Source organism: Nocardioides sp. Z30_9, assembly GCF_058215735.1.
The window spans coordinates 791,747-811,827 of record NZ_JBZAJF010000001.1 but is presented as its reverse complement, the minus strand read 5'-3'; the positions used below and the strand labels follow the sequence as shown (position 1 = coordinate 811,827).

17 protein-coding genes and 1 other RNA gene are annotated in these 20,081 nt (G+C 70.9%); 7 read left to right on the top strand and 11 right to left on the bottom strand.

Translation table 11 applies throughout. The annotated features are described in order from the left end of the window. Nucleotides 1-4 precede the first annotated feature (4 nt). Nucleotides 5-943 (bottom strand): hypothetical protein, encoded by a 939-nt coding sequence (locus tag AC4BGB_RS04020; RefSeq protein ID WP_490544935.1) that lies wholly within the window; start codon nt 941-943, stop codon nt 5-7. Nucleotides 944-1,144: 201 nt separating this feature from the next. Here AC4BGB_RS04020 and AC4BGB_RS04015 point away from each other — a divergent pair, with 201 nt between their 5' ends. Next, a complete protein-coding gene (locus tag AC4BGB_RS04015) occupies nt 1,145-2,479 on the top strand; it encodes a cation:proton antiporter (protein ID WP_490544933.1) in 1,335 nt (444 codons plus the stop codon). Here the strand turns inward: AC4BGB_RS04015 and AC4BGB_RS04010 are convergent. Continuing rightward, complete coding sequence (locus tag AC4BGB_RS04010) at nt 2,424-3,893, bottom strand: sensor histidine kinase (RefSeq protein ID WP_490544931.1); 1,470 nt, start codon at nt 3,891-3,893, stop codon at nt 2,424-2,426. The two genes, AC4BGB_RS04015 and AC4BGB_RS04010, sit on opposite strands and share 56 nt — an antisense overlap. 106 nt (nt 3,894-3,999) lie before the next feature. Here AC4BGB_RS04010 and AC4BGB_RS04005 point away from each other — a divergent pair, with 106 nt between their 5' ends. Genes AC4BGB_RS04005 through AC4BGB_RS03990 form a run of 4 tightly spaced genes read left to right on the top strand, consistent with a single transcriptional unit; the run spans nt 4,000 to nt 8,132 of the window. After that, nucleotides 4,000-5,523: an AMP-binding protein gene (locus tag AC4BGB_RS04005; protein ID WP_490544929.1), complete on the top strand. Its 1,524-nt coding sequence runs from the start codon at nt 4,000-4,002 to the stop codon at nt 5,521-5,523. Nucleotides 5,524-5,532: 9 nt separating this feature from the next. After that, a complete protein-coding gene (locus tag AC4BGB_RS04000) occupies nt 5,533-6,657 on the top strand; it encodes a Nif3-like dinuclear metal center hexameric protein (RefSeq protein WP_490544927.1) in 1,125 nt (374 codons plus the stop codon). Between the two features lie 27 nt (nt 6,658-6,684). Continuing rightward, nucleotides 6,685-7,428 (top strand): zinc ribbon domain-containing protein, encoded by a 744-nt coding sequence (locus tag AC4BGB_RS03995; RefSeq protein ID WP_490546782.1) that lies wholly within the window; start codon nt 6,685-6,687, stop codon nt 7,426-7,428. After that, nucleotides 7,425-8,132, top strand: a complete 708-nt coding sequence (locus AC4BGB_RS03990; protein WP_490544925.1) for a histidine phosphatase family protein — start codon at nt 7,425-7,427, stop codon at nt 8,130-8,132. Before AC4BGB_RS03995 ends, AC4BGB_RS03990 begins: the two co-directional genes overlap by 4 nt. A 10-nt stretch (nt 8,133-8,142) precedes the next feature. Here AC4BGB_RS03990 and yaaA read toward each other — a convergent pair whose 3' ends face one another. Together yaaA and AC4BGB_RS03980 are read right to left on the bottom strand one after the other, a co-directional pair. After that, complete coding sequence (yaaA, locus tag AC4BGB_RS03985) at nt 8,143-8,922, bottom strand: peroxide stress protein YaaA (protein WP_490544923.1); 780 nt, start codon at nt 8,920-8,922, stop codon at nt 8,143-8,145. An 84-nt stretch (nt 8,923-9,006) separates the two neighbouring features. Further along, entirely contained in the window at nt 9,007-10,800 is a 1,794-nt protein-coding gene (locus tag AC4BGB_RS03980; RefSeq protein ID WP_490544921.1) for a sensor histidine kinase, read from the bottom strand. Between the two features lie 144 nt (nt 10,801-10,944). On the opposite strand from AC4BGB_RS03980, the gene rnpB reads away from it, so the two are divergent. After that, an RNA gene (rnpB, locus tag AC4BGB_RS03975) (RNase P RNA component class A) lies at nt 10,945-11,331 on the top strand. A gap of 122 nt (nt 11,332-11,453) precedes the next feature. Here the strand turns inward: rnpB and AC4BGB_RS03970 are convergent. The 6 genes from AC4BGB_RS03970 to map form a co-directional block, all read right to left on the bottom strand. Beyond that, nucleotides 11,454-13,424: a CotH kinase family protein gene (locus AC4BGB_RS03970; RefSeq protein ID WP_490544919.1), complete on the bottom strand. Its 1,971-nt coding sequence runs from the start codon at nt 13,422-13,424 to the stop codon at nt 11,454-11,456. Between the two features lie 136 nt (nt 13,425-13,560). Continuing rightward, complete coding sequence (locus tag AC4BGB_RS03965; protein ID WP_490544918.1) at nt 13,561-13,956, bottom strand: hypothetical protein; 396 nt, start codon at nt 13,954-13,956, stop codon at nt 13,561-13,563. Nucleotides 13,957-14,031: 75 nt separating this feature from the next. Then, on the bottom strand, nt 14,032-14,877 hold the full coding sequence (locus tag AC4BGB_RS03960; protein WP_490544916.1) for a transglutaminase family protein: 846 nt from the start codon (nt 14,875-14,877) through the stop codon (nt 14,032-14,034). Beyond that, complete coding sequence (locus tag AC4BGB_RS03955; protein WP_490544914.1) at nt 14,874-15,800, bottom strand: alpha-E domain-containing protein; 927 nt, start codon at nt 15,798-15,800, stop codon at nt 14,874-14,876. Before AC4BGB_RS03955 ends, AC4BGB_RS03960 begins: the two co-directional genes overlap by 4 nt. Continuing rightward, nucleotides 15,794-17,407, bottom strand: a complete 1,614-nt coding sequence (locus AC4BGB_RS03950) for a circularly permuted type 2 ATP-grasp protein (RefSeq protein ID WP_490546781.1) — start codon at nt 17,405-17,407, stop codon at nt 15,794-15,796. The genes AC4BGB_RS03955 and AC4BGB_RS03950 overlap by 7 nt, the downstream gene beginning before the upstream one ends. A gap of 51 nt (nt 17,408-17,458) precedes the next feature. Further along, nucleotides 17,459-18,307 carry a type I methionyl aminopeptidase gene (map, locus tag AC4BGB_RS03945; RefSeq protein WP_490544913.1) on the bottom strand — a complete coding sequence of 283 codons (849 nt, stop codon included), beginning with the start codon at nt 18,305-18,307 and terminating at the stop codon, nt 17,459-17,461. Between the two features lie 67 nt (nt 18,308-18,374). On the opposite strand from map, the gene AC4BGB_RS03940 reads away from it, so the two are divergent. Next, nucleotides 18,375-18,560, top strand: a complete 186-nt coding sequence (locus AC4BGB_RS03940; protein ID WP_490544911.1) for a hypothetical protein — start codon at nt 18,375-18,377, stop codon at nt 18,558-18,560. Between the two features lie 92 nt (nt 18,561-18,652). On the opposite strand, the gene AC4BGB_RS03935 is transcribed toward AC4BGB_RS03940, so the two are convergent. Then, nucleotides 18,653-20,059, bottom strand: coding sequence for a M15 family metallopeptidase (locus AC4BGB_RS03935; protein WP_490544909.1), 1,407 nt, complete (start codon nt 20,057-20,059; stop codon nt 18,653-18,655). Between the last annotated feature and the right edge of the window lie 22 nt (nt 20,060-20,081).

Sequence of the window (20,081 nt, the reverse complement as noted above, 5' to 3'; positions counted from 1 at the left end):
CGGCTCAGCCGAGGTCGTCGGTGCCGCGGAGCAGCCCTCTGAGCGCTGTGAACGCGAGCTTGGGGCTGCCGTCGAAGCGGAGCAGCCCGAACCCGTGCTCCACGTCGACGTCGCCCGGCCCCTGGTCGAAGAGCTCGTAGACGAAGACGCGGGGGGCGCCGGCCTCGAGGTGGGCGTTGACGAGGCTGGCCATGTGGCCGCCCGCGACCTCCTCGGTGACCGGGTGGTGCCACCTGACGTCGGAGTCGCGCAGGACGTTGGTGTAGCCGGTCTCGGTCACGACGACGGGCTTGCCTGCCACCGCGGCCGCGGCCGTCAGCGGGACCGTGAGCCACGCCCCCGGGGCGCCGTCGGGGTAGGCATGGGCGTTGCCGAACTCGCAGGGCACCGGGCCGAGCGTCTTCGCCTGGGCAGGGTCCGCGACCGAGGGTGCGAGCACCGGCATCTGCGGCATCGCCCGCTTCACGGCGGCGTACAGCTCCGTGTGGTGCGCGCGCACCTCGGCGGCCCAGTCGGGACGGCCGGTGTTGTCCCACTCGTTGACCCCCTCGACGGCGACCACGCAATCGCCGAGGGCGGCGACCCCCTCGACGAAGCCGTCGATGGGGTCGCTCATCCTGGCGGTCAGGGTGAACTTCACGTCGCACTCGTCCGCGACGGTTCTGATCTGTGCGTTCTGGGTCGGCCAGCCGACGTTGAACGAGTCCCGCACGTGTCCCGCGCCGAGGTCCCGCAGGGCTGCGATCACCTGCTCGAGGTCGTAGTACGGCGTCTCCTCCCAGCGGAGGTGCAGCTGTACGCCGATCTGGTCCCGGAGGGCGGCCGAGGGGGCTGGGTCGGCCTTGCGTGAGTCGGCAGTCAGCGCTGCCGCCGCGGTGGCGGCCCCGGCGGTGAGCAGGGCACGGCGGGTCCACGGGGACTCGGGCTCGGGTGCCTGGCTCACAGCCATATTGTGGGCCGGGCACCCCAACGCGCCGGCATCTGTCCAGACGGCATTTGACTCCGGGCCCCGTCAACGAGCACAGTCCGTCAACGGGCATCGCTTCGCGGCGAGGACTCGCAGGGGAGTCCTGCTGCCCAATCCGGTCAGGCTCCAGAGACGCGGGCCCTCTGTTCGTCTCGTTGCGTTCGGAAGGTGGGCCCCGTGTCCAGCGCCCTGTATCTCGTCGCGGGTCTCGCGATCCTGCTGGCGGCCGTGCTGCCGTCGACCCTGAGCCGGTTCGCCGTCTCCCCGCCGATGGTGCTGCTCGCAGCCGGCATCGGCATGGGGTTCCTGCCGGTCGGCACGGACGCGTTCTTCGACCCGGTCAAGAACCACACCACCGTCGAGCAGGTCACCCAGTTCACCGTGCTCCTGGCGCTGATGGGGGTGGGGCTGGCCCTGGACCGTCCGCTCCGGCTGCGTCATCCGCGCGACTGGCGGCGCTGGTCCGCGACTTGGCGGCTGCTGCTGGCGGCGATGCCGCTGAGCATCGCCGCGGTGTGGTTGCTGGGGTGGTGGGGCCTGGGCCTGGCCCCGGCCACCGCGCTGCTGCTGGGCGCGGTGCTGGCTCCCACCGACCCGGTGCTCGCCGGTGACGTCCAGGTGGGTGGCCCGGACGTCGAGACCGAGAGCCAGGACGAGAGCGACGAGCGGCACGAGGTCAGGTTCGCGCTCACCTCGGAGGCCGGCCTCAACGACGGCCTCGCCTTCCCCTTCGTCTACGCGGCCATCTACCTGGTGGAGAAGGGCACCACCTGGTCCTGGGTGGGGAAGTGGTTCCTGTGGGACCTGCTCGGCAAGGTGGTGCTGGGCGTGCTGGTGGGCGCCCTGGTGGGTTACCTCCTGGCCAAGCTGGCATTCCGGGCGCGCAGGGCCTCGCTGCGGCTGGCCGAGCAGGGTGAGCCGCTGCTGGCGCTGGCGGCACTGGCGTTGTCCTTCGGCGCCGCCGAGCTCGTCGGCGGGTACGGCTTCGTCGCGGTGTTCTGCTGCGGCATGGCGATGCGCAACGCCGAGCGCAGCCACGACTACCAGCAGGCGATGCACGGCGTCGTGGAGCGTCTGGAGCGGCTGCTGACCCTGCTCGTGCTGCTGTGCCTGGGCATCGCGATGAGTCGCGGGATCCTGGAGGCGCTGGACTGGCGGGGCGTGTTGGCCGGGGTGGCGCTGGTCTTCGTCCTGCGTCCCCTGGCCGGCGTGGCCAGCCTGGTGCCGTTCGCGAGGAGCGGCCACGGCATGGACCGCAGGGAACGCCTCGTCACGGCCTTCTTCGGTGTGCGTGGCGTCGGGTCGCTGTTCTACCTGGCGTACGCCGCCGGGCACGCCCACTTCGAGGAGCTCCGGTGGCTGTGGGCCACCGTCGCGTTCACGATCGGGCTCTCGGTCCTGGTCCACGGGGTGCTGGCGAAACCGGCGATGAGGTGGATTGAGGCCCACCACGAGGTCAAGGAAGATCCAGTCGGAACCGCGAGCCCGAAGGAAGCGCCGGAGCGTACGTGAGCTCGCAGCCGTTGGCCTCGGCCAGCCGGCGCACGATGTAGAGGCCGAAGCCGCTGCCCCGGTGCCGGGTGGCGACCCCGGTCGTGGCGCGGGTGAACCGCTCGAACAGGTGCGGGACGAAGTCCGCCGGGACGCCCTCCCCCCGGTCGGTGACCTCGATCCGTGCCGAGCCGCCCGTCTCGCTGACCGTCACGACCACCGGGGGAGCGCCGTACCGCAGCGCGTTGGTGACCAGGTTGGCCACGATCTGGCGCACGTGGAAGGGGTCGACGACGCTGACGGGGCAGCCCTCGACCCGGACCTCCACCTCCGTGGCCCCGTGCACGCCCGCCAGGGCCTCGTTGACGACCTCGCCCAGCTCGACGCGCAGCGGCCGGGTGGCGACCGTGCCGGAGTCGAAGCTGGCCATCGCGAGGACGTCCTCGACCAGGGCGGCAAGGCGCAGCGACGCGGCGTACGCCTTGTCGACGCGAGCGAGCTTGGTGTCCTCGTCGCTGCTGCCCCAGGTCGCCGAGAGCTCCTCGAGGTGTCCCAGGACGAGCGAGAGCGGTGTGCGCAGGTCGTGACCGACCACCCCGAGCACGTCGGCGTTGAGCTGGTTGACCTGCCGCAGCTCCTCGTTGACCCGGCTCAGCTCACGGGTGAGCGAGTTGGACTCGGTGAGGTCCTGCATCACGCCGGTGACCCCGGTGACCTCACCCTCGGGCGACCACTCGGCGCGGACCCGGCTGAGCACCTCACGGACCTCTCCGTCGGGGCGGACGAGGCGGTAGCTCATCTCGTAGTCCACCCCGGACTCACGTGCCCGGGTGATCATGACCATCAGGTCGTCCTGGTCCTCGGGGTGCACCTGCGGCATCCAGGTCTCGCTCACGGGGACGAAGTCGTCGGGGTCCTGGCCCATCAGCCGGTACATGTTCCGCGACCACGTCACGTCGCGGGTGGCGAGGTCGTAGCGCCAGCTCCCGAGCTGGGAGATCTCCTGCGCCTCGTCGAGCTGGCGCTGGGTCTCCACGGTCTGGGTGATGTCGGTGACGAGCGCGAAGAGCCCGACCACCTCGCCGTCCACGAGGTCGGGCACGTAGGAGATCTGGGCGTGCCGGGTGCGGCGGTCCGGCATCGCGGAGGTCATGGTGCGCTGGAAGACCTGTTGCTCACCGGCGAGGGCGCGCTCCATGTAGGGTCGGTTCCTGGCGTAGAGCTCGGGACCGAGGATCTCGCTGATGTGCTTCCCGGTCATGTCCGCCGGCTCGTTCCCGAACCACTCGACGTGTGCCGCGTTGGCCATCACGTTGCGGAGGTCCCTGTCCCAGTAGCCGATCAGCGCGGGCACCCGGTCGAACAGCACGCGCAGGCGACGGGCCTCGGGCGCGAGCCATGACTCGTCCACGAGGTCCGAGTCGTTGGCCTGCACGTTCACGAGTGTGCCCCTCACCTATGCCCGGTTCAAGGGAGTCTGACCGGGTGGCATGGCAGTTAGGGTGGTTCCATCCACAGTGAGGGGAGTCACAACCGTGATCGTGCCGTTCTCAGCGTCCGACTTTCTCGACCGCGCCCTGGCGGTGTACGCCGACCGCATCGGGATCGTCGACGAGCCGGACCAGCCTGCGCCGTCGCTGGGCGAGCTGACCTACGCGCGGGTGGGCGAGCTGGCCCGGGCCCAGGCCGCCAAGCTCGACGAGCTCGGCATCGGGTTCGGGGAGCGGGTGGCCTACCTCTCGCACAACAGCGCCCGGCTGTACACCGCGTTCTTCGGGGTGGCCGGGCACGGCCGGGTGCTGGTGCCGATCAACTTCAGGCTCTCCGTCGACGAGGTCAAGTACATCGTCGAGCACTCCGGTGCGCGGGTGCTCTACGTGGATCCCGAGCTCGAGGAGTCGATGGCGAGCGTGGAGTGCGAGCACAAGTTCGTGATCGGCCGCGACGAGGACATGTACTCCGAGGGGACGCAGCCGAGGCCTTGGGAGCACGACGAGAACGCCACCGCCACGATCAACTACACCTCGGGGACCACGGCCCGCCCCAAGGGCGTGCAGATCACTCACCGCAACGTCTGGACCAACGCGGTCACCTTCGCGCTCCATGCCGGGGTGACCGACCGCGACGTCTACCTGCACACGCTTCCGATGTTCCACGCCAACGGGTGGGGGATGCCGTTCGCGATGACCGGCATGGGCGTCGAGCAGGTGGTGATCCGCAAGATCGACGGCGCCGAGATCCTCCGCCGTGTGGAGAAGTACGGCGTCACGGTGATGTGCGCTGCGCCGGCCGTCGTCGCTTCGGTGCTCGAGGCCGCCGAGAGCTGGCAGGGCGAGATCCCCGGGCGGGACAAGGTCCGGATCATCGTCGCGGGAGCGCCACCGCCGACGAAGACCGTCGCCCGCGTCGAGTCCGAGCTCGGCTGGGAGTTCATCCAGATCTACGGCCTCACCGAGACCTCTCCGCTGCTGACGGTCAACCGCACCCGGGCGGAGTGGGACGACCTGTCCGGGGAGGAGCGTGCCGCCAAGCTGGTCCGTGCCGGGCAGCCCGCGATCGGGGTGACGCTGAAGATCGACGAGGGCGGCGAGGTGCTGGCCCGGTCCAACGTGATCCTGGAGGGCTACTGGGAGCAGCCGGAGGAGACCGAGGCGGCCCTGCGGGACGGCTGGTTCCACACCGGCGACGGCGGGGTGATCGGCGACGACGGCTACCTGACGATCCAGGACCGCAAGAAGGACGTGATCATCACCGGCGGCGAGAACGTAAGTTCGATCGAGGTCGAGGACGCGATCTTCTCCCACCCCGACGTCGCCGAGGTCGCCGTGATCGGCGTACCGGACGAGAAGTGGGGCGAGACGATCAAGGCCCTGGTGGTCAAGAACGAGGGCTCCGAGCTCACCGAGCAGGAGCTGATCGACTACTGCAAGTCCAAGGTGGCGCGCTACAAGGCGCCGTCCTCGGTGGAGTTCCGCGAGGTGCTCGCCCGCACGGCCACCGGCAAGCTGCAGAAGTTCAAGCTGCGCCAGGAGTACTGGAAGGACCGCGACCGGCAGGTCAACTAGCCTGCACCCGTGCCCACGCTCGCAGAGATCACCGCCCTGCTCGATGACTGGTACCCACCCCACCACGCGGACAGCTGGGACGCGGTGGGACTGGTGTGCGGGGACCCGGAGGCCGAGGTGCGCCGGATCCTGCTGGCCGTCGACCCGGTCGCCGCGGTGGCCGACGAGGCGATCGCCCTCGGCGCCCAGCTCGTGGTGTGCCACCACCCGCTGCTGCTCAAGGCGGTCCACGGCGTCGCGGCCACCGGTCCCAAGGGCCGCGTGGTGCACAACCTGCTGACCTCGGGCTGCGGGCTGTTCACCGCGCACACGAACGCGGACTCCCCGGCGGGCGGGGTCTCCGAGGCGCTGGCGCTGGCCCTGGGCCTGGTGGACGTGCGGCCATTGGACCCCGACCCCGCACCGCCGCTGGACAAGCTGGTGGTGTTCGTGCCGGTGCCGGACGCCGACCGGGTCAGGGAGGCGCTCAGCGCCGCCGGTGCCGGGAGGATCGGTGACTACGACTCGGCGAGCTTCACCTCCGTCGGCGAGGGCCGGTTCCGGCCGCTCCCCGGTGCCCGCCCGGCCATCGGGGAGGTCGGCCGCCCCGAGCAGGTCGAGGAAGTGCGCATCGAGACCGTGTGCCCCCGGCACCTGCGCAGCGCGGCGGTGGCGGCGATGCTGGCGGCGCACCCCTACGAGGAGCCGGCGTACGACGTGATCGAGCTCGCCCTGCTGCCCCAGCCCGACCGTGGCTCCGGGAGGCGCGGCCGGCTGCCCTCCCCGATGTCGCTCGCGGAGTTCGCGGCCCACGTCTCCGCGACGCTGAGCCCGACGGCCCACGGCGTACGCGTCGCGGGGGACCCCGACCGGGTGGTCGAGCACGTCGCGCTGTGCGGCGGTGCCGGGGACTTCCTGCTCGACCGGGCGCGGGCTGCCGGCGTCGACGTGTACCTCACCTCCGACCTTCGCCACCACCCCGCGTCGGAGCTGCGCGAGCAGCGCGATGCCCCGGCGCTGGTGGACGTGGCCCACTGGGCCGCCGAGGCGACCTGGCTCCCGGTGCTCCGCCGTCGGCTGGTGGAGGCACTGGGCGATACGGTGGAGGTCCGCGTCAGCACGACGAACACGGACCCGTGGACCTTCCGGGTCTGAGGACCACAACTACATCAGGAGAATCCTCTGAAAGCCGACCCGTTCGTCCAGCTCAGGCTGCTCGACGTCCAGGAGCTCGACTCCCGGATCGACGCCCTGAACCACCAGCTCCAGTCGATCCCCGAGGCTGCGCAACTGCGCGAGCTCTCGGCCCGGCGTACGGCCATGGCCAACTCGGTGCGCGACCTGCGGATCCAGGTCGACGACCTGACCCGGGAGCAGAAGCGCGCCGACGCCGACGTGGAGCAGGTCAAGACCCGTCGTGAGCGCGACCAGTCGATGATCGACGCCGGCCAGGTCAAGGACCCCAAGGCGCTCGAGCGGATGCTGGGGGAGCTGGAGTCCCTGCACCGGCGGATCACCTCCCTGGAGGACACCGAGCTGGAGATCATGGAGCAGCTCGAGACCGCCCAGACCGCGCTGGACGGGCGTTCGGCCGAGCTCGCCGAGCTGGAGCTCGAGGAGGGCAGGCTCAAGGAGGCGCTGGACGAGCGCGCCAAGGTGCTGCGTGACGACCTGGCCTCGGTGCAGGCGGAGCGCAAGACCACGGCCTCCGGGATGCCGGAGGACCTGATGGCGCTCTACGAGAAGCTGCGGGCCCAGAAGGGCGGGGTCGGTGCGGCTGCGCTGCGCCGTCGCGCCTGCGAGGGCTGCCGCCTGACCCTGAACGCCTCGGACCTCGGGATCATCGCCAAGCAGCCCACCGACACGGTGGTCCGCTGCGAGGAGTGCGACCGGATCCTGGTGCGTACGGGGGAGTCCGGCACTTGAGCCTGGACGCCGAGCAGGAGCAGGCGCCCAAACGCGGCTGGGGACCCTCGGAGGTCGAGGTCACCACGCTGGTCCTGGTCCGTCACGGCGTCACCGACCACACCGTGGGCAAGCTCTTCTCCGGTGGGATGAACAGCAGCAACCCGCCCCTGAACGAGACCGGCCGCGAGCAGGCGCGGGCCACCGGCGAGTGGCTCACCCCGCTGGCCGGGACGCTGGACGTGCTGGTCAGCTCGCCCGTGCGGCGCACCCGCGACACCGCCGAGATCCTCGGCGAGATCCTCGGCCTGGAGGTCGAGGAGGAGGCCGGCATCGCCGAGATGGAGTTCGGGACCTGGGACGGGCTGAGCTTCACCGAGGTCCACGAGAAGTTCCCCGACGAGATGACCGCCTGGCTCGGCGACCTGGAGTCGGCTCCCCACGGTGGGGAGAGCTTCCGTGCCGTCGAGACGCGGGTCCTGGAGGGACGCGACCAGATCGTGTCGTCGTACGCCGGGCAGACGGTCGTCGCGGTCAGCCACGTGACCCCGATCAAGGTGCTGGTCGCCGAGGCGCTGGGTGCTCCCCTCGATGCGGTCTACCGGATGGAGCTCGCCCCGGCCTCGGTCACGGTGATCTCCTACTTCAGCGGGGGGCCGGGCCAGGACGAGCCGATGGCCAACCTGAGGCTCTTCAACGCGCGCCCCACCGAGATCTTCGGCTGACCCGGGCCGCTCAGAGGTCGTCGACCACGACGTCGAGCTGCTGGCTGGTCTTCCCGGGCGGGAGCAGCTCGACCTTCCAGCCGAGGGCCGAGATGTCGTCGGCGAGCGCTGCCGGGGTCACCGGTGTCGCTCCGGCCTGGAGCAGTGCCCGGACCAGCCGGCCCTTGGTTGCCTTGTTGAAGTGGCTGACGACCTTGCGCTCGCTGCCGACCTGCTGCAGCACCCGCACGGTGGCGACCTGGTGTGCGAGGTCGGGGGCCGGGCGCCAGAACGCCGCGTAGGTGCTCGAGCGGAGGTCCACCACGAGGCCGGAGCCGGCCGCCTCCCGGACGACCGGGTCGAGCACGCCGCGCCAGTGGCCCGAGACCACCCCGAGGCCGGGCAGCTTGACGCCACCGGCGAGCCGGTAGGACGGGATCCGGTCGCCGGGGCGGACCAGCCCGAACAGCGACGAGGTGGTCGCCAGCGACCGCGAGGCACGCCTGCGTGCGGCCGGGTCCAGGGACGCGAGGTCGAGGGACTCGTAGAGCACGCCGGTGTAGATCGCGTCGGCGCGTGCCGTTGGGGCGGTCAGCAGGTGCTGGTTGCGGCGTATCTCCTCGACCTGGGTGGGGCCGAGGCCGAGGATCTTCGCGGCCTCCTGGGGGTCCCCACCGCACAGCTGCGCCAGCGCCTCCAGGGCCTGCTGGCGCGCCGCGGTGAGTGCGGGGAAGCTCAGCGAATCGAGGTCGAGCGGCTTGCCCCGCGACGGTCGGGCCTTGCCCTCGGAGGGCGGTAGCAGGATCAGCACCGCGCCAGCCTAGGTCGGTGCTCCGGCGCCGGACGCAGCGGGCGGGCGGTCCGACCCCGGGCCCCGAACGCGGGTGGCAGGGTGTCAGCCGGCTGCCGGGAGGACCACGGTGAAGGTGCTGCCGTGGCCCAGCCGCGACTCCACCTCGACCGTGCCGCGGTGCCGTTCGACGATGCGCTTGACGATCGCCAGGCCCAGCCCGGTGCCCGGCTGCTCGACGGCACGCGGGTTGGTGGAGCGGAAGAACTCGGTGAACAGCTGCGCCTGGTCCTGCTCGGAGATGCCCAGTCCCTCGTCCTCAACGCGGAGGGCCACGGTGCCGGCCCGCGACTCCAGGCTGATCCGTACGGCGCGCCCGCCGGGGGTGTACTTCACGGCGTTGCTGACGATGTTGAGCACGACCTTGTCGAGCTCGTCGACCTCGCCCAGCGCCAGCACGGGGTGCTCGGGAACGCGGGCCCGGACGTCCAGGTCCTTGCTCTCCGCGATCAGGGCGGTCATCGTGACGGCTTCGTGGACGAGGTCGACCAGGTTGACCGCCTCCTGGCCCAGCGGCTTCTCCTTCTCGCCGATCTCCCGGAGCAGGAGCAGGTCCTCGATCACCCGCGACATCCGCGACGAGGCCCGGCCGATCGCGGCCAGCGAGGAACGGGCGAGATCGCCCACGCCCAGGGCGTCGGACTCGAGGATCTCGAGGTGACCGGTGACGGCGGTGAGCGGGTTCTTCAGCTCGTGGGAGACGGTGGCGATGAGCTGGCTCTTGTAGGTGTCGAGCGCCTGCAGCTCGGTCACCAGGGCGTGCTCACGCTCGAAGGTGCGTGCGTTCAGGGTGGCTCGGCCGAGGTCGTGACCGATGTCGAGGAGGGCCGAGCGCTCGATCTCCGACCACTCGTCCTGCGCCTGGCGACGGGTGAGCACCAGGCTGCCCATGTGCTCGGTGCCGGCGCCAAGCGGGACGAAGATCAGCGCCGACATCGAGATGCCCCGGAGCAGCTCCACGATCTCGTGGTGCTGGCGCGGGTCCATCATCGGCGGGACCGGGTGGTCCTCGCCGATCGTGACCACGAGCTGGTGGTGCCAGCAGTAGCTCGCCGAGGCGGCCGCGAACTCGACGATGGCCGGAGGCAGGACCACGTCGACGCCCTCGGGGGTGTACAGCAGCCCGCCCCGGTCCTCTTCCACGACCGTCTGGATCCACAGCCCGTCGGCCCGGAACCCCTCGACGAGGGTCTGCTCGCAGGAGGCGAGCAGGCCTTCGAGGCTGAGCTGGGCGCTGGTGGTCCGGACGACCTCCTTGACCATGTTGGCCATCGCCACCTGCTCGGCGAGCGACTCCCGCTCCACCGCGGAGAGCACGGCCCGGCTGGCCAGGCCAGCGAACCGCTCGAGCACCCGGCGGCGATCGACTCCGGGTCGGCGGCCGTCGAGCGGCTCGTCGATGGCCAGCGTCCCGCGCAGCTCGCCCTGCTCGTCGTACAGCGGGGCCACGAGCATGTCGAGGGGGTGCCAGGCGTCGGGTCCCTCGGTGACGGTCACGTCCGGCACGATCCAGCCACCGGTGCTGGGGCCGGCAGTGCCGCGCTCGTGCGGCACGAACTGGAGGATGCCCCAGTCGTCGGCCAGGGCGAGCTCGTCCTGCATCAGCCGCAGCGGGATGCGCGTCCCGACCTCCTCGGGCAGGCCCGTGTCCACGACCAGCACCAGCTCGTCGCCGCTGCGGATTCGGATCGCTGCCACGCCGAAGCCTGCGACCGCGACCACCCCGTCGGCGATCAGCTGCAGGTGGGCGACGAGCGTGTCGGTCAGCAACCAGCTGGTGGGCGGGACCGGGGAGTGCGGCAGCGTCGCGACGTGCTCTGCCTCGGCCGCTGTGGTCATGACCCCCCCTTGACCCAAGGGTAGGGCTCGGGCGGGCAGAACGTCCCAGAAACACCACAGGAGAAGGGCGCCGAGGCAGGAGTCGGCAATCCGCGTGAGCCCGGGACGCTCCCGGGCTCCGGTGCCCTATCCTTGGCCTGCGGACGGGCTGGCCGGGCGATCGCGTCGTTCTCGGATTCGTCCGAGGATGTCGAGGAAGGTCCGGGCTCCACAGGACGAGGTGGTGGGTAACGCCCACCCGGGGTGACCCGCGGGATCAGTGCCACAGAAAACAGACCGCCACGGCTCTCGAGCCGGGGTAAGGGTGAAACGGTGGTGCAAGAGACCACCAGCGCGGCGGGAGACCGTCGTGGCTAGGCAAACCCCACCTGGAGCAAGACCGAACAGCGAGTGCTCGAGGGTGGTCCGCCCGAGCTCGCGGGTAGGTCGCTGGAGGGTGTCGGCAACGGCACCCGGAGATGGATGGTCGCCAACCGTGCCGTCGCGAGGCGGTACGGCGAACAGAACCCGGCCTATGAGCCAGCCCGTCCGCACACCGGGCGTTCGTCCGCACGATCAGGTCGTTGGTGTGAAGGTTGCCGGCCGAGCACGCTGGGAGCCACCGTGGCGGGACCTTCGAGGTGGGAAAGGACGGCCGACGGGCCGTGCGGCGGCTAACGGGTCGCCCGGGCGACTGCCTTCACGACGTCGACTCGGGCGCTGTCGCCCACCCAGCTCCCACGGACCGTTGCAGGGTGCAGTGAGTGACGCTTCGCCTTGCGCGGCGGCACGATCCGGACCTTGACGCTGCGGTAGCCGCCTGCGGGCACGGTGACCGGGTAGCCGGTCGTCGCCAGCATGGACCGGGTCACGTTGTTGGTCCCGTGCAGGTAGCTCACCGACCCGGCCACCGCCCGGCTGCCGGTGAGCCGGAACGTGTTGGTGACGGCACCGTCGTTCTGGATACGCACGATGAAGTTGCGGGCCTTCCCACGGCGTACGTCGGCCGACTTCGCCTGCCTGGCGGCGGTGGTGTTGTAGACGTTGTTCCCCACGAAGCCGCTGGTGGCGGTCTTGCTCACCTGCAGGTCGGGCTGCTGGTCGCTCGCGGCGATCGTGACAGTGGAGGCGGCCGGCGAGCCCAGGGAGGTGCCTGCGCCTGGTTGGGCCAGGGAGATCCGGACGGTCTCGGCGCCCTCGCCGCGTGCGTCGTCCAGGATCCGCAGGGTCACTGTCCGGGTGACCTCCCCGGGGGCGAAGCTCACCGTCGCGGGGGGCAGGACGAAGTCGGACCCGGGGGTGGCGGTGCCAGAGGTCCGGCTGAGGCGGACGCTCGCGGGGACACGGGTGTTCCCCTTGCGGGACACGGTCAGCTGTACGGCGCCGGCACGTTCGGAGACGGTGCGCTGCGCCGGGGCGAGAGTGACCACGGCGTTCCCACCGGCCTTGGCGAGCTCCGCGCTCATCCAGGCGGCGCGGTCGGCCAGCCACCGCGCGAGCCGGCCGATCTCTCCGGTCCGGGAGTCGGCGTGCCTGGTCCCGGTCACGAAATCGCCCCCGGACCGCCAGCGGGTCCAGTCCTGGAGCAGCGAGGGCTCGAGCACCCGTGCGGTGGCGGGGATCTGTGCGACCAGGGAGTCAACCATCGGGCGCAGCTGCCACCACCGGTTGGCCACCCGCACCAGGAACGCCGGGTCCTCGGACATCCTGGCCAGCCAGTGGGTGTCGTGTGCGGCATGCTCACTGGCGGCGCCCGCCCGGAGCCACCAGCCCCGGGGATCGGTCGCCGTCGGCGCGTGCCCGGGATCGAACCCCGAGCTCAGGTCGAAGTCCCACGGCGGTCCCATCGCGAACCGCCCGCCGGGGGTCCAGGTGACGAACACGCTGGAGAAGAAGTCCGCGTCGATGTTCTTGAACAGCTCGTTGAGGAGATACCAGTCCACGAACGAGGCGAGGTCGACGTGGGCGGCGTACCCGGTGACCGGGTTCTTGAAGTCCTTGCCGTAGAGGGCCTTCTCGAACGCGGACACGGCCCGGCGCACCTGCTGCTGCTGGGTGTCGTCGAGGTCGTCCGGGTCGTTGAAGGCGATCGGCAGGCCGCTGTCGGACCGGAATCCCGGGTCTCCGCTGGCCTCCATGCGCTGGTCCACCTCGAGCAGGAGACCCCCCTCGGGCAGGGCCACCCTTTCCTTGCCCTGCTCGACCTGCTCGGTCATCAGGTAGTTGCCGATCGCCTCCCCGTTGAGCACGACGTCGACGTAGCGCGCACGCGGCGTCCAGGGCAGCGCCGTCCGGCTGCCGAGGGCCAGCGCAAGGTGGTTGCGCAGGGAGGTGGGGTCACCGTAGTTCGCAAGCAGGGCCCAGTCCTTCTCGGCGGGCATCCCGAGCAGGCTCGCGGCCGTGTCGAGCTTGAGCCGGTAGGGCTTCTTCGGCCAGCCCCAGGTGGAGTTGCCGCGACCCCTGATCCGCAGCGGGTGCTCCACCCCCTGCAGCGACATGGTCCCGGGGACGTAGTCGGTCTTCGTGTCGACCGCCGCGCCGCCGGCGGTCGTGATCGTCAACGTCGCTGGAGCATCCGGTACGGCCCAGGTGTCGGCCGCCGCGGCGCTGCTCACGGCCGCGCCGGTCAGCGGAACGACGGACATCCCGAGGAGCAGGGCCAGGGCGCCGGCACAGCCGCGAAGTCTCCGATGGTGCATCACGTCGGTCCGATCCGTCGCCCGATTTTCGCGGAACGTTATCGGGATCGGGCCGAACGCGAGGACGATCGGAGTACTTCGCCTACTTCGACTTCTTGGACTTCGACTTCGACTTGGGCTTCTTGGCCTTGATGCCCTTCTCGGCGCGGTCGGCCGCCTTCCGTGCAGCCTTGCGGGCCCGCTTCGACTCATCCTCCAGGGTCGCGAGGGTGCGCTTCAGGTGCTCGGTGATGTCGCGCGACACCCGCTCCGCGGTCTCGCGCGCGATCCGCTCGACGGTCTCCACTGACAGCTCGGCCTGCTGGACGACGGACTTCTTCTGAGGGGCCTTCCGGGCAGTCTTCTGCGTTGTCCTCCGTGTTGTCGCGTCCCCGGCGCTCGCGCTCTTGGCCGTCTTCTTGCTGGCGGCCGTCTTCTTCGTCGTCGCCGAGCTCGCCGACTTCTTCGGTGTCGGTGCCTGGCTCTTCTGGGTTGCCACTGGTGCTACCTCCCGCTCGATGTGGCGTACGGCGCACGCCGCTACCAGCCTGCCCGAACCATGGGCGCCGGCGCACTACTGCAGCCGGGTGACCTGCACGTCCACGAACATCCGCGACGTCCCGGAGCCGGAGAAGATGCCGGCGAGCGGCTTCACGTCGTTGTAGTCGCGTCCCGCGGCCACGATCACGTGGCGGTCGCCGGGTTCGGTGTTGTGGGTGGGGTCGTAGCCGCGCCAGCCGTCGTCCCACCACTCGACCCAGGCGTGCGACTCCCCGTGCACGACCTCGCCGACCACGGGATCCTTCTTGGGGTGGAGGTAGCCCGAGACGTAGCGCGTCGGGACACCGACGGAGCGCAGCGCCCCGATGGCGATGTGCGCCATGTCCTGGCACACCCCCGAGCGCTCTGCCCAGGCGTGCGCGGCCAGGGCGTCCACGGTGGTCGAGCCCGAGACGTACTTGACCTCGTCGTAGACCAGGGCGCAGATGCGGCGGGCGGCCTCGCTGGGAGTGGCGCTGTCGTCGGCGATCTCACGGGCGAGGGCGACGAGGTCCTCGGGAGCGGCGACGCGGACCGGCGAGGCGAGGAACTCGGTGTGCTGGTCGGCGGTTTCCGCGCTGCGCATCTCCTCCCACGTCATCACCGGTTCCCCGACGGGGGAGCGGTTCGTGTGCACGGTCGCGGAGGCGGTGACCGTCAGCGACGTGTGCGGGTCGAGCACCTCGAAGGCGGTGACCTGCGAGTCCCAGTAGTCCTTGTAGGTGTAGGCCCACGGCGTCGGGGAGACCTCCACCCGCGAGTGCACGACGATCTGGCCCGGCAGGGTCAGCGGAGTCAGACGGGCCTCGTTGAAGGAGGTGTTCGCCTTGCCGTCGTACTCGAAACCGGTCGTGTGCTGGATGCGCAGCTGCATCGTCATGCCCTCACTCCGTGCCACTCGGTTGCCTCGGCGCCCGCGAAGTAGCGCCGGGAGATCGCCTCGGTCGCCTGTGCGCAGGTGCGCTGCAGGCGTTCCATCTCGCTGGGCAGGTCGGCGACGAAGTCGCTCAGCGAGCGGTACTCCAGCTCGGCCCGGGTCCGCCCCAGGAGACGCTGGGCCTCGTTCTGGAAGCCGGCACGGGTGCCCGAGGACTGCAGCCGCTCCAGGCAGCGCTCGGCCTCGCTGAGCCCGAACACCACCGACCGTGGGAACAGGCGGTCCAGCAGCAGGAACTCCGCTGCGCCACGCTCGGTCTCCAGGCCCTTGTAGGTGCGCAGGAAGGCCTCGTAGGCGCCGCAGGCGCGGAGCGAGGTGCCCCACGCCGACCCGGAGGTGATCGCCGCGGTCGCGACCAGTCGCGAGGTCATGTCGGCGCGCTCGATCGAACGACCGAGCACCAGGAACTGGTAGCCCTCGTCGCGGGTCATCGTGGCCTCTGCGGTGCCGTTCACCTGGGCGGCGCGGTCACGCACCCAGCGCAGGGCCACCGGCGGGCGCATCGACCGGAAGTGCCCCGAGGGGATCGCCCGGTAGGTGGTGTTGATCGCCTCCCACATCGAGGTGGAGAGGGTCTCGCGTGCGCGCCGGGCGCTCTCCCGTGCCGCGGCCAGGGTCGCGGCGATCGAGGCGGAGGAGGTGGCGTCGTACGCGAGCAGCCGCATCACCTCGGTGCTGTTGATCGGGGCGTCCTCGGCGAGGTCCACGCCCATGATCGACAGCAGGCTGCGGCAGGTGGTCTCCTCGTCGACACCGGGGTCCTCGAGGATCAGCTGCATCTGTACGTCGAGGATGCGTGCGGTGTCCTCGGCCCGCTCGACGTAGCGGCCGATCCAGAACAGGGACTCGGCGATCCGGCTCAGCATGACGCCTCCTTCGGCGAGGTCTCGGCTGATCGCTCGCTGGCGCTCGCTGCTCGACCGCCTTGTTGCTGTTGCTGCTGCTGGTCGTGCTGGGAGGAGAACGAGTCGAGTGCGGGCCCGACCACCTGTGGGGCGGAGTGGATCTCGATGGTCTCCGGCTCGGCGCGTACGACGGTGCGCCCGTGCCCGGCCAGCACCCAGGTGTCCTTGGAGCCGCCGCCGCGCGAGGAGTTCACGATCAGCTCGCCCTCGCCGAGGGCGACCCGGGTCAGGCCGCCCGGCAGCACCCACACGCGGTTGCCGTCGTTGACCGCGAACGGCCGCAGGTCGACGTGGCGGGGCCGCATCATCCCGTTGACGTACGTCGGGACGGTGCTCAGCTGGATCACCGGCTGGGCGATCCACGACCGCGGGTCGGCCATCACCTTGACCCGCAGCTCGTCGAGCTCGGCCTTGGTGGCCTGCGGCCCGATCACGATGCCCTTGCCGCCGGAGCCGTCGACCGGCTTCAGGACGAGCTCGTCGAGCCGGTCCATCACCTCCTCGCGGTGGTCGGCGTCGCCGAGGCGCCAAGTGTCGACGTTGCGCAGGATCGGTTCCTCGCCGAGGTAGTAGCGCACCAGGTCGGGCAGGAAGGTGTAGATCAGCTTGTCGTCGGCGACCCCGTTGCCGACCGCGTTGGCGATCGTGACGTTCCCGGCCCGGGCGGCGTTGAGCAGGCCGGAGCAGCCGAGCAGCGACGTGCTGTGGAAGTGCACCGGGTCGAGGAACTCGTCGTCGACGCGGCGGTAGATCACGTGGACGGGCTCGAGCCCCTGCGTCGTACGCATCATCACGCGGCCGCGGCGGCACTCCAGGTCGCGGCCCTCGACGAGCTCGACGCCCATCGTGCGGGCCAGCAGCGCGTGCTCGAAGTAGGCGCCGTTGAACACGCCGGGGGTCAGGACGACCACGTTGGGGTCGGTGACACCGGCGGGTGCGGCGGCGCGGAGCGCGGTGAGCAGCTTCTGCGGGTAGCCCGCGACCGGGCGGATCCGGTGGTCGGCGAAGACCTCGGGCAGCGCGGCCGCGATCGCGCGGCGGTTGGTCATCACGTAGGAGACGCCGGAGGGGACGCGCACGTTGTCCTCGAGCACCCGGAACTCGCCGGTGTCGTCGCGGATCAGGTCGATCCCGCTCACGTGGACGCGGACGCCGTTGGGCGGCTCGATCCCCGCTGCGGCGCGGTGGAAGTGCGAGGAGGTGGTGACCACGCTGCGCGGCACGACCCCGTCGTCGAGGACCCGGCCCGCGTCGTAGACGTCGGCGAGGAACTTCTCCAGCGTGTGCACCCGCTGCTGCACGCCCGCCTCGACCTTGGCCCACTGGTCCATCTCGATGACCCGGGGGAGCACGTCGAGCGGGAACGCCCGCTCCTCGCCGCCGATGTCGAAGGTGACGCCCTGGTCCAGGTAGCTGGACTGCAGCGCCTCCACCCGGCTCTGCAGCTCGCTCTGGCCCATCTCCTGCAGCGACGGCTGCAGCTGGCTGTAGGGCGTCCGGAGCTCGCTGCCGACGCCGTACATCTCGTCGTAGGCGGAGCCCATGCCGGTCTCGTAGTCCTCGAACATGCTCGTCACGCCCGCGACCCTAGCGAGGACGTGTTTCGCCCGGTGTCCCGGTCAGGGCAGCGTGAGAATTTCCGCCCCCTCCGGGGTGACCAGCAGGGTGTGCTCGAACTGCGCGCTGACCCGCCTGTCCTTGGTCACCACGGTCCAGTTGTCGTCCCACATCTCCCACTCGTGGGTGCCCAGGTTGAGCATCGGCTCGATGGTGAACGTCATCCCGGGCCTGATCAGGTCGTCGTAGTGGGGGTCGTCGAAGTGGGGGATGACCAGGCCGGAGTGGAACGAGGTGCCGATGCCGTGGCCGGTGAACTCGCGTACGACGCCGTAGCCGAACCGCTTGGCGTAGGACTCGATCACCCGGCCGATCACGTTGATCCTGCGGCCGGGCTTGACCGCGTTGATCGCCCGGCGCAGCGCCTCGCGGGTGCGGTCCACCAGCTCGACCACCTCCGGGTCGACGCCGGGGGTCAGGAAGGTCGCGTTGGTGTCGCCGTGGACGCCGTTGAGGAAGGCGGTGATGTCGATGTTGACGATGTCGCCGTCCTGGACGACGGTGCTGTCCGGGATGCCGTGGCAGATCACCTCGTTGATGCTGCTGCACAGCGACTTCGGGAAGCCCTTGTAGCCGAGCGTGGACGGGTAGGCGCCGTGGTCGCAGAGGAACTCGTGGCCGATGCGGTCGAGCTCGTCGGTGGTCACGCCGGGCTGCACGTGCGAGCCGACCAGGTCGCGGGCCTGGGCGGCCAGCCTGCCCGCGATCCGCATCCGCTCGATCGTGTCGGAGTCCTTGACCTCGGATCCGGTGAACGGGGCGGGAGCCGGCTTGTCGACGTACTCGGGGCGAGCGATGTGCGCGGGCACCGGGCGCCGCGGGGAGATGCGTCCAGGAGCTATGGCAGTCACGGCGCCGAGTGTAGTTTCGCCGAACGCGGCCTCGCACGCTCGGGCGCGACCGCGTAGTTTCGGCGACATGAGCGAGTACTGGTACTGCCTCAAGCACCATGCGGTCGAGGGCAAGGACGGCTGCAAGAACGCGGACCGCCTCGGCCCCTACCCCTCCGCGGCCGAGGCCGAGCGCGCCCTGGAGAAGACCCAGGAGCGCAACGAGGAGTGGGACAACGACCCCAACTGGAACGACGACGCGCTCGAGGACTGACCACCCGGACCGACCGGCCAGGCGGGATAGTCCGAGACGTTTCCGTTCTCAGATGTCCGTTTCGACGACGGAAAGGTCTCGGACTATCCGGTTCAGCCGGTGAAGCTGCCGGCGATCGAGCCGGCACCAGGGGCCTTGCGGCCGTCCATGTGCTGGCTGTCGTTGTTGCCGTAGGTCCACCGGAACCCGTGCCGGCGCCAGATCTTCACGACCGGGTGCGAGCTCGACCGCCATGCCACGCGCGGATGGCTGCGTGAGGCCCACCAGGAGTTCGGCACCAGGCCGGTGGCCGAGCGGTAGGGGTTCTCCCAGGTGTTCACGTCCACAGAACGCCCACGGGCGTGCGGGGAGCGCATCCGGGGCTTGTTCACCACCGAGCGGCAGTTGAACCCGGAGGTGTTGTCCGCGCGCATCGAGGCATAGTCGTTCGCCCCGCGCAGCACCTTGCTCCAGCCGAAGCGGTCCACGCGGTACATGCGGCGGATCGGGTAGCGGGCGTCGTACATGTCGCGCAGGGCGGCGGCCGCGCGACCGGCCACGCCGGCCCTGAGCACCATCTCGCCGCGGTAGCGGTAGCCGTCGAAGCCCCAGTAGTTCACCTGGATCAGGCGCAGGCGGGCCCGGCCGACGGGGCAGCCGCGGTGCCAGCTCCGGCCCACCATCGAGCGCCACACGTTCGTCGGGATCCGGGTCACCTTCGCGTTTGCGCCGGCGCCCGTGGCGCGCGGTTGCGCGGGAGTCGCCGCGGGGCGGGGCGCCTTGGCCGGGAGCACCACCGGGGCCACCTGCGGCACGTTGTCGGTGAACAGGTCGTTGGAGGTGGTGGCCAGCCACCAGCTGCCCGCGGCGCCGGTCGCACGCCAGGTGGTGTCGGTCCGGGGCGCCACCGTGAGCGCGACCCGCCCGGTCGCGGACGTGCTCAGCCTGCGGTGCACCACCCAGGGGCCGGTGCCGACGCGGCGGTGGATCGTGATCGCCCCGCGGACCGGGCTGCCGTCGGCAGCGGTCCACAGCACGCTCAGGATGCCGGTGCGCTCGTCGACGATCCGGGGCGGCCCGGACAGCTTCAGGGTGGTGGCGAAGCGCTGGCCGAGGACCAGGGAGGTGGGGGAGACCGACGGTGCGTTCACGCCGTCCCCGGCGTACAACGCCCGCCACGACGTCGTACCCGCTGGCAGGGCGGTGGTGACGACCGCGCGCCCGGTGCTGTCGGTGGTCGCGGACCCGGCGGCCGTCCACGCGGAGCTGAGCTGCTGCAGCGTGACCCTGGCGCCCACCACGGGAGCCCCGCCGGCGTCGGTCAGCGCGATCGTGAACCGGGCAGGCAGCCCGGCCTTGCCGGAGGCGGGAGCGCTCAGCGTGATCGTCGTCCCCAGTGCGGGTTCGGCGACGGCCGGCCCCGAGGGAGCCAGGAAGCCGGTGACGGCCAGCAGGAGGGACACCAGCAGCACGGGTGCGGTACGGCGAGCGCGGTGCGCGGGCACGAACGATGGGTTCACGTTTTTCCTCCGAGACGGCACC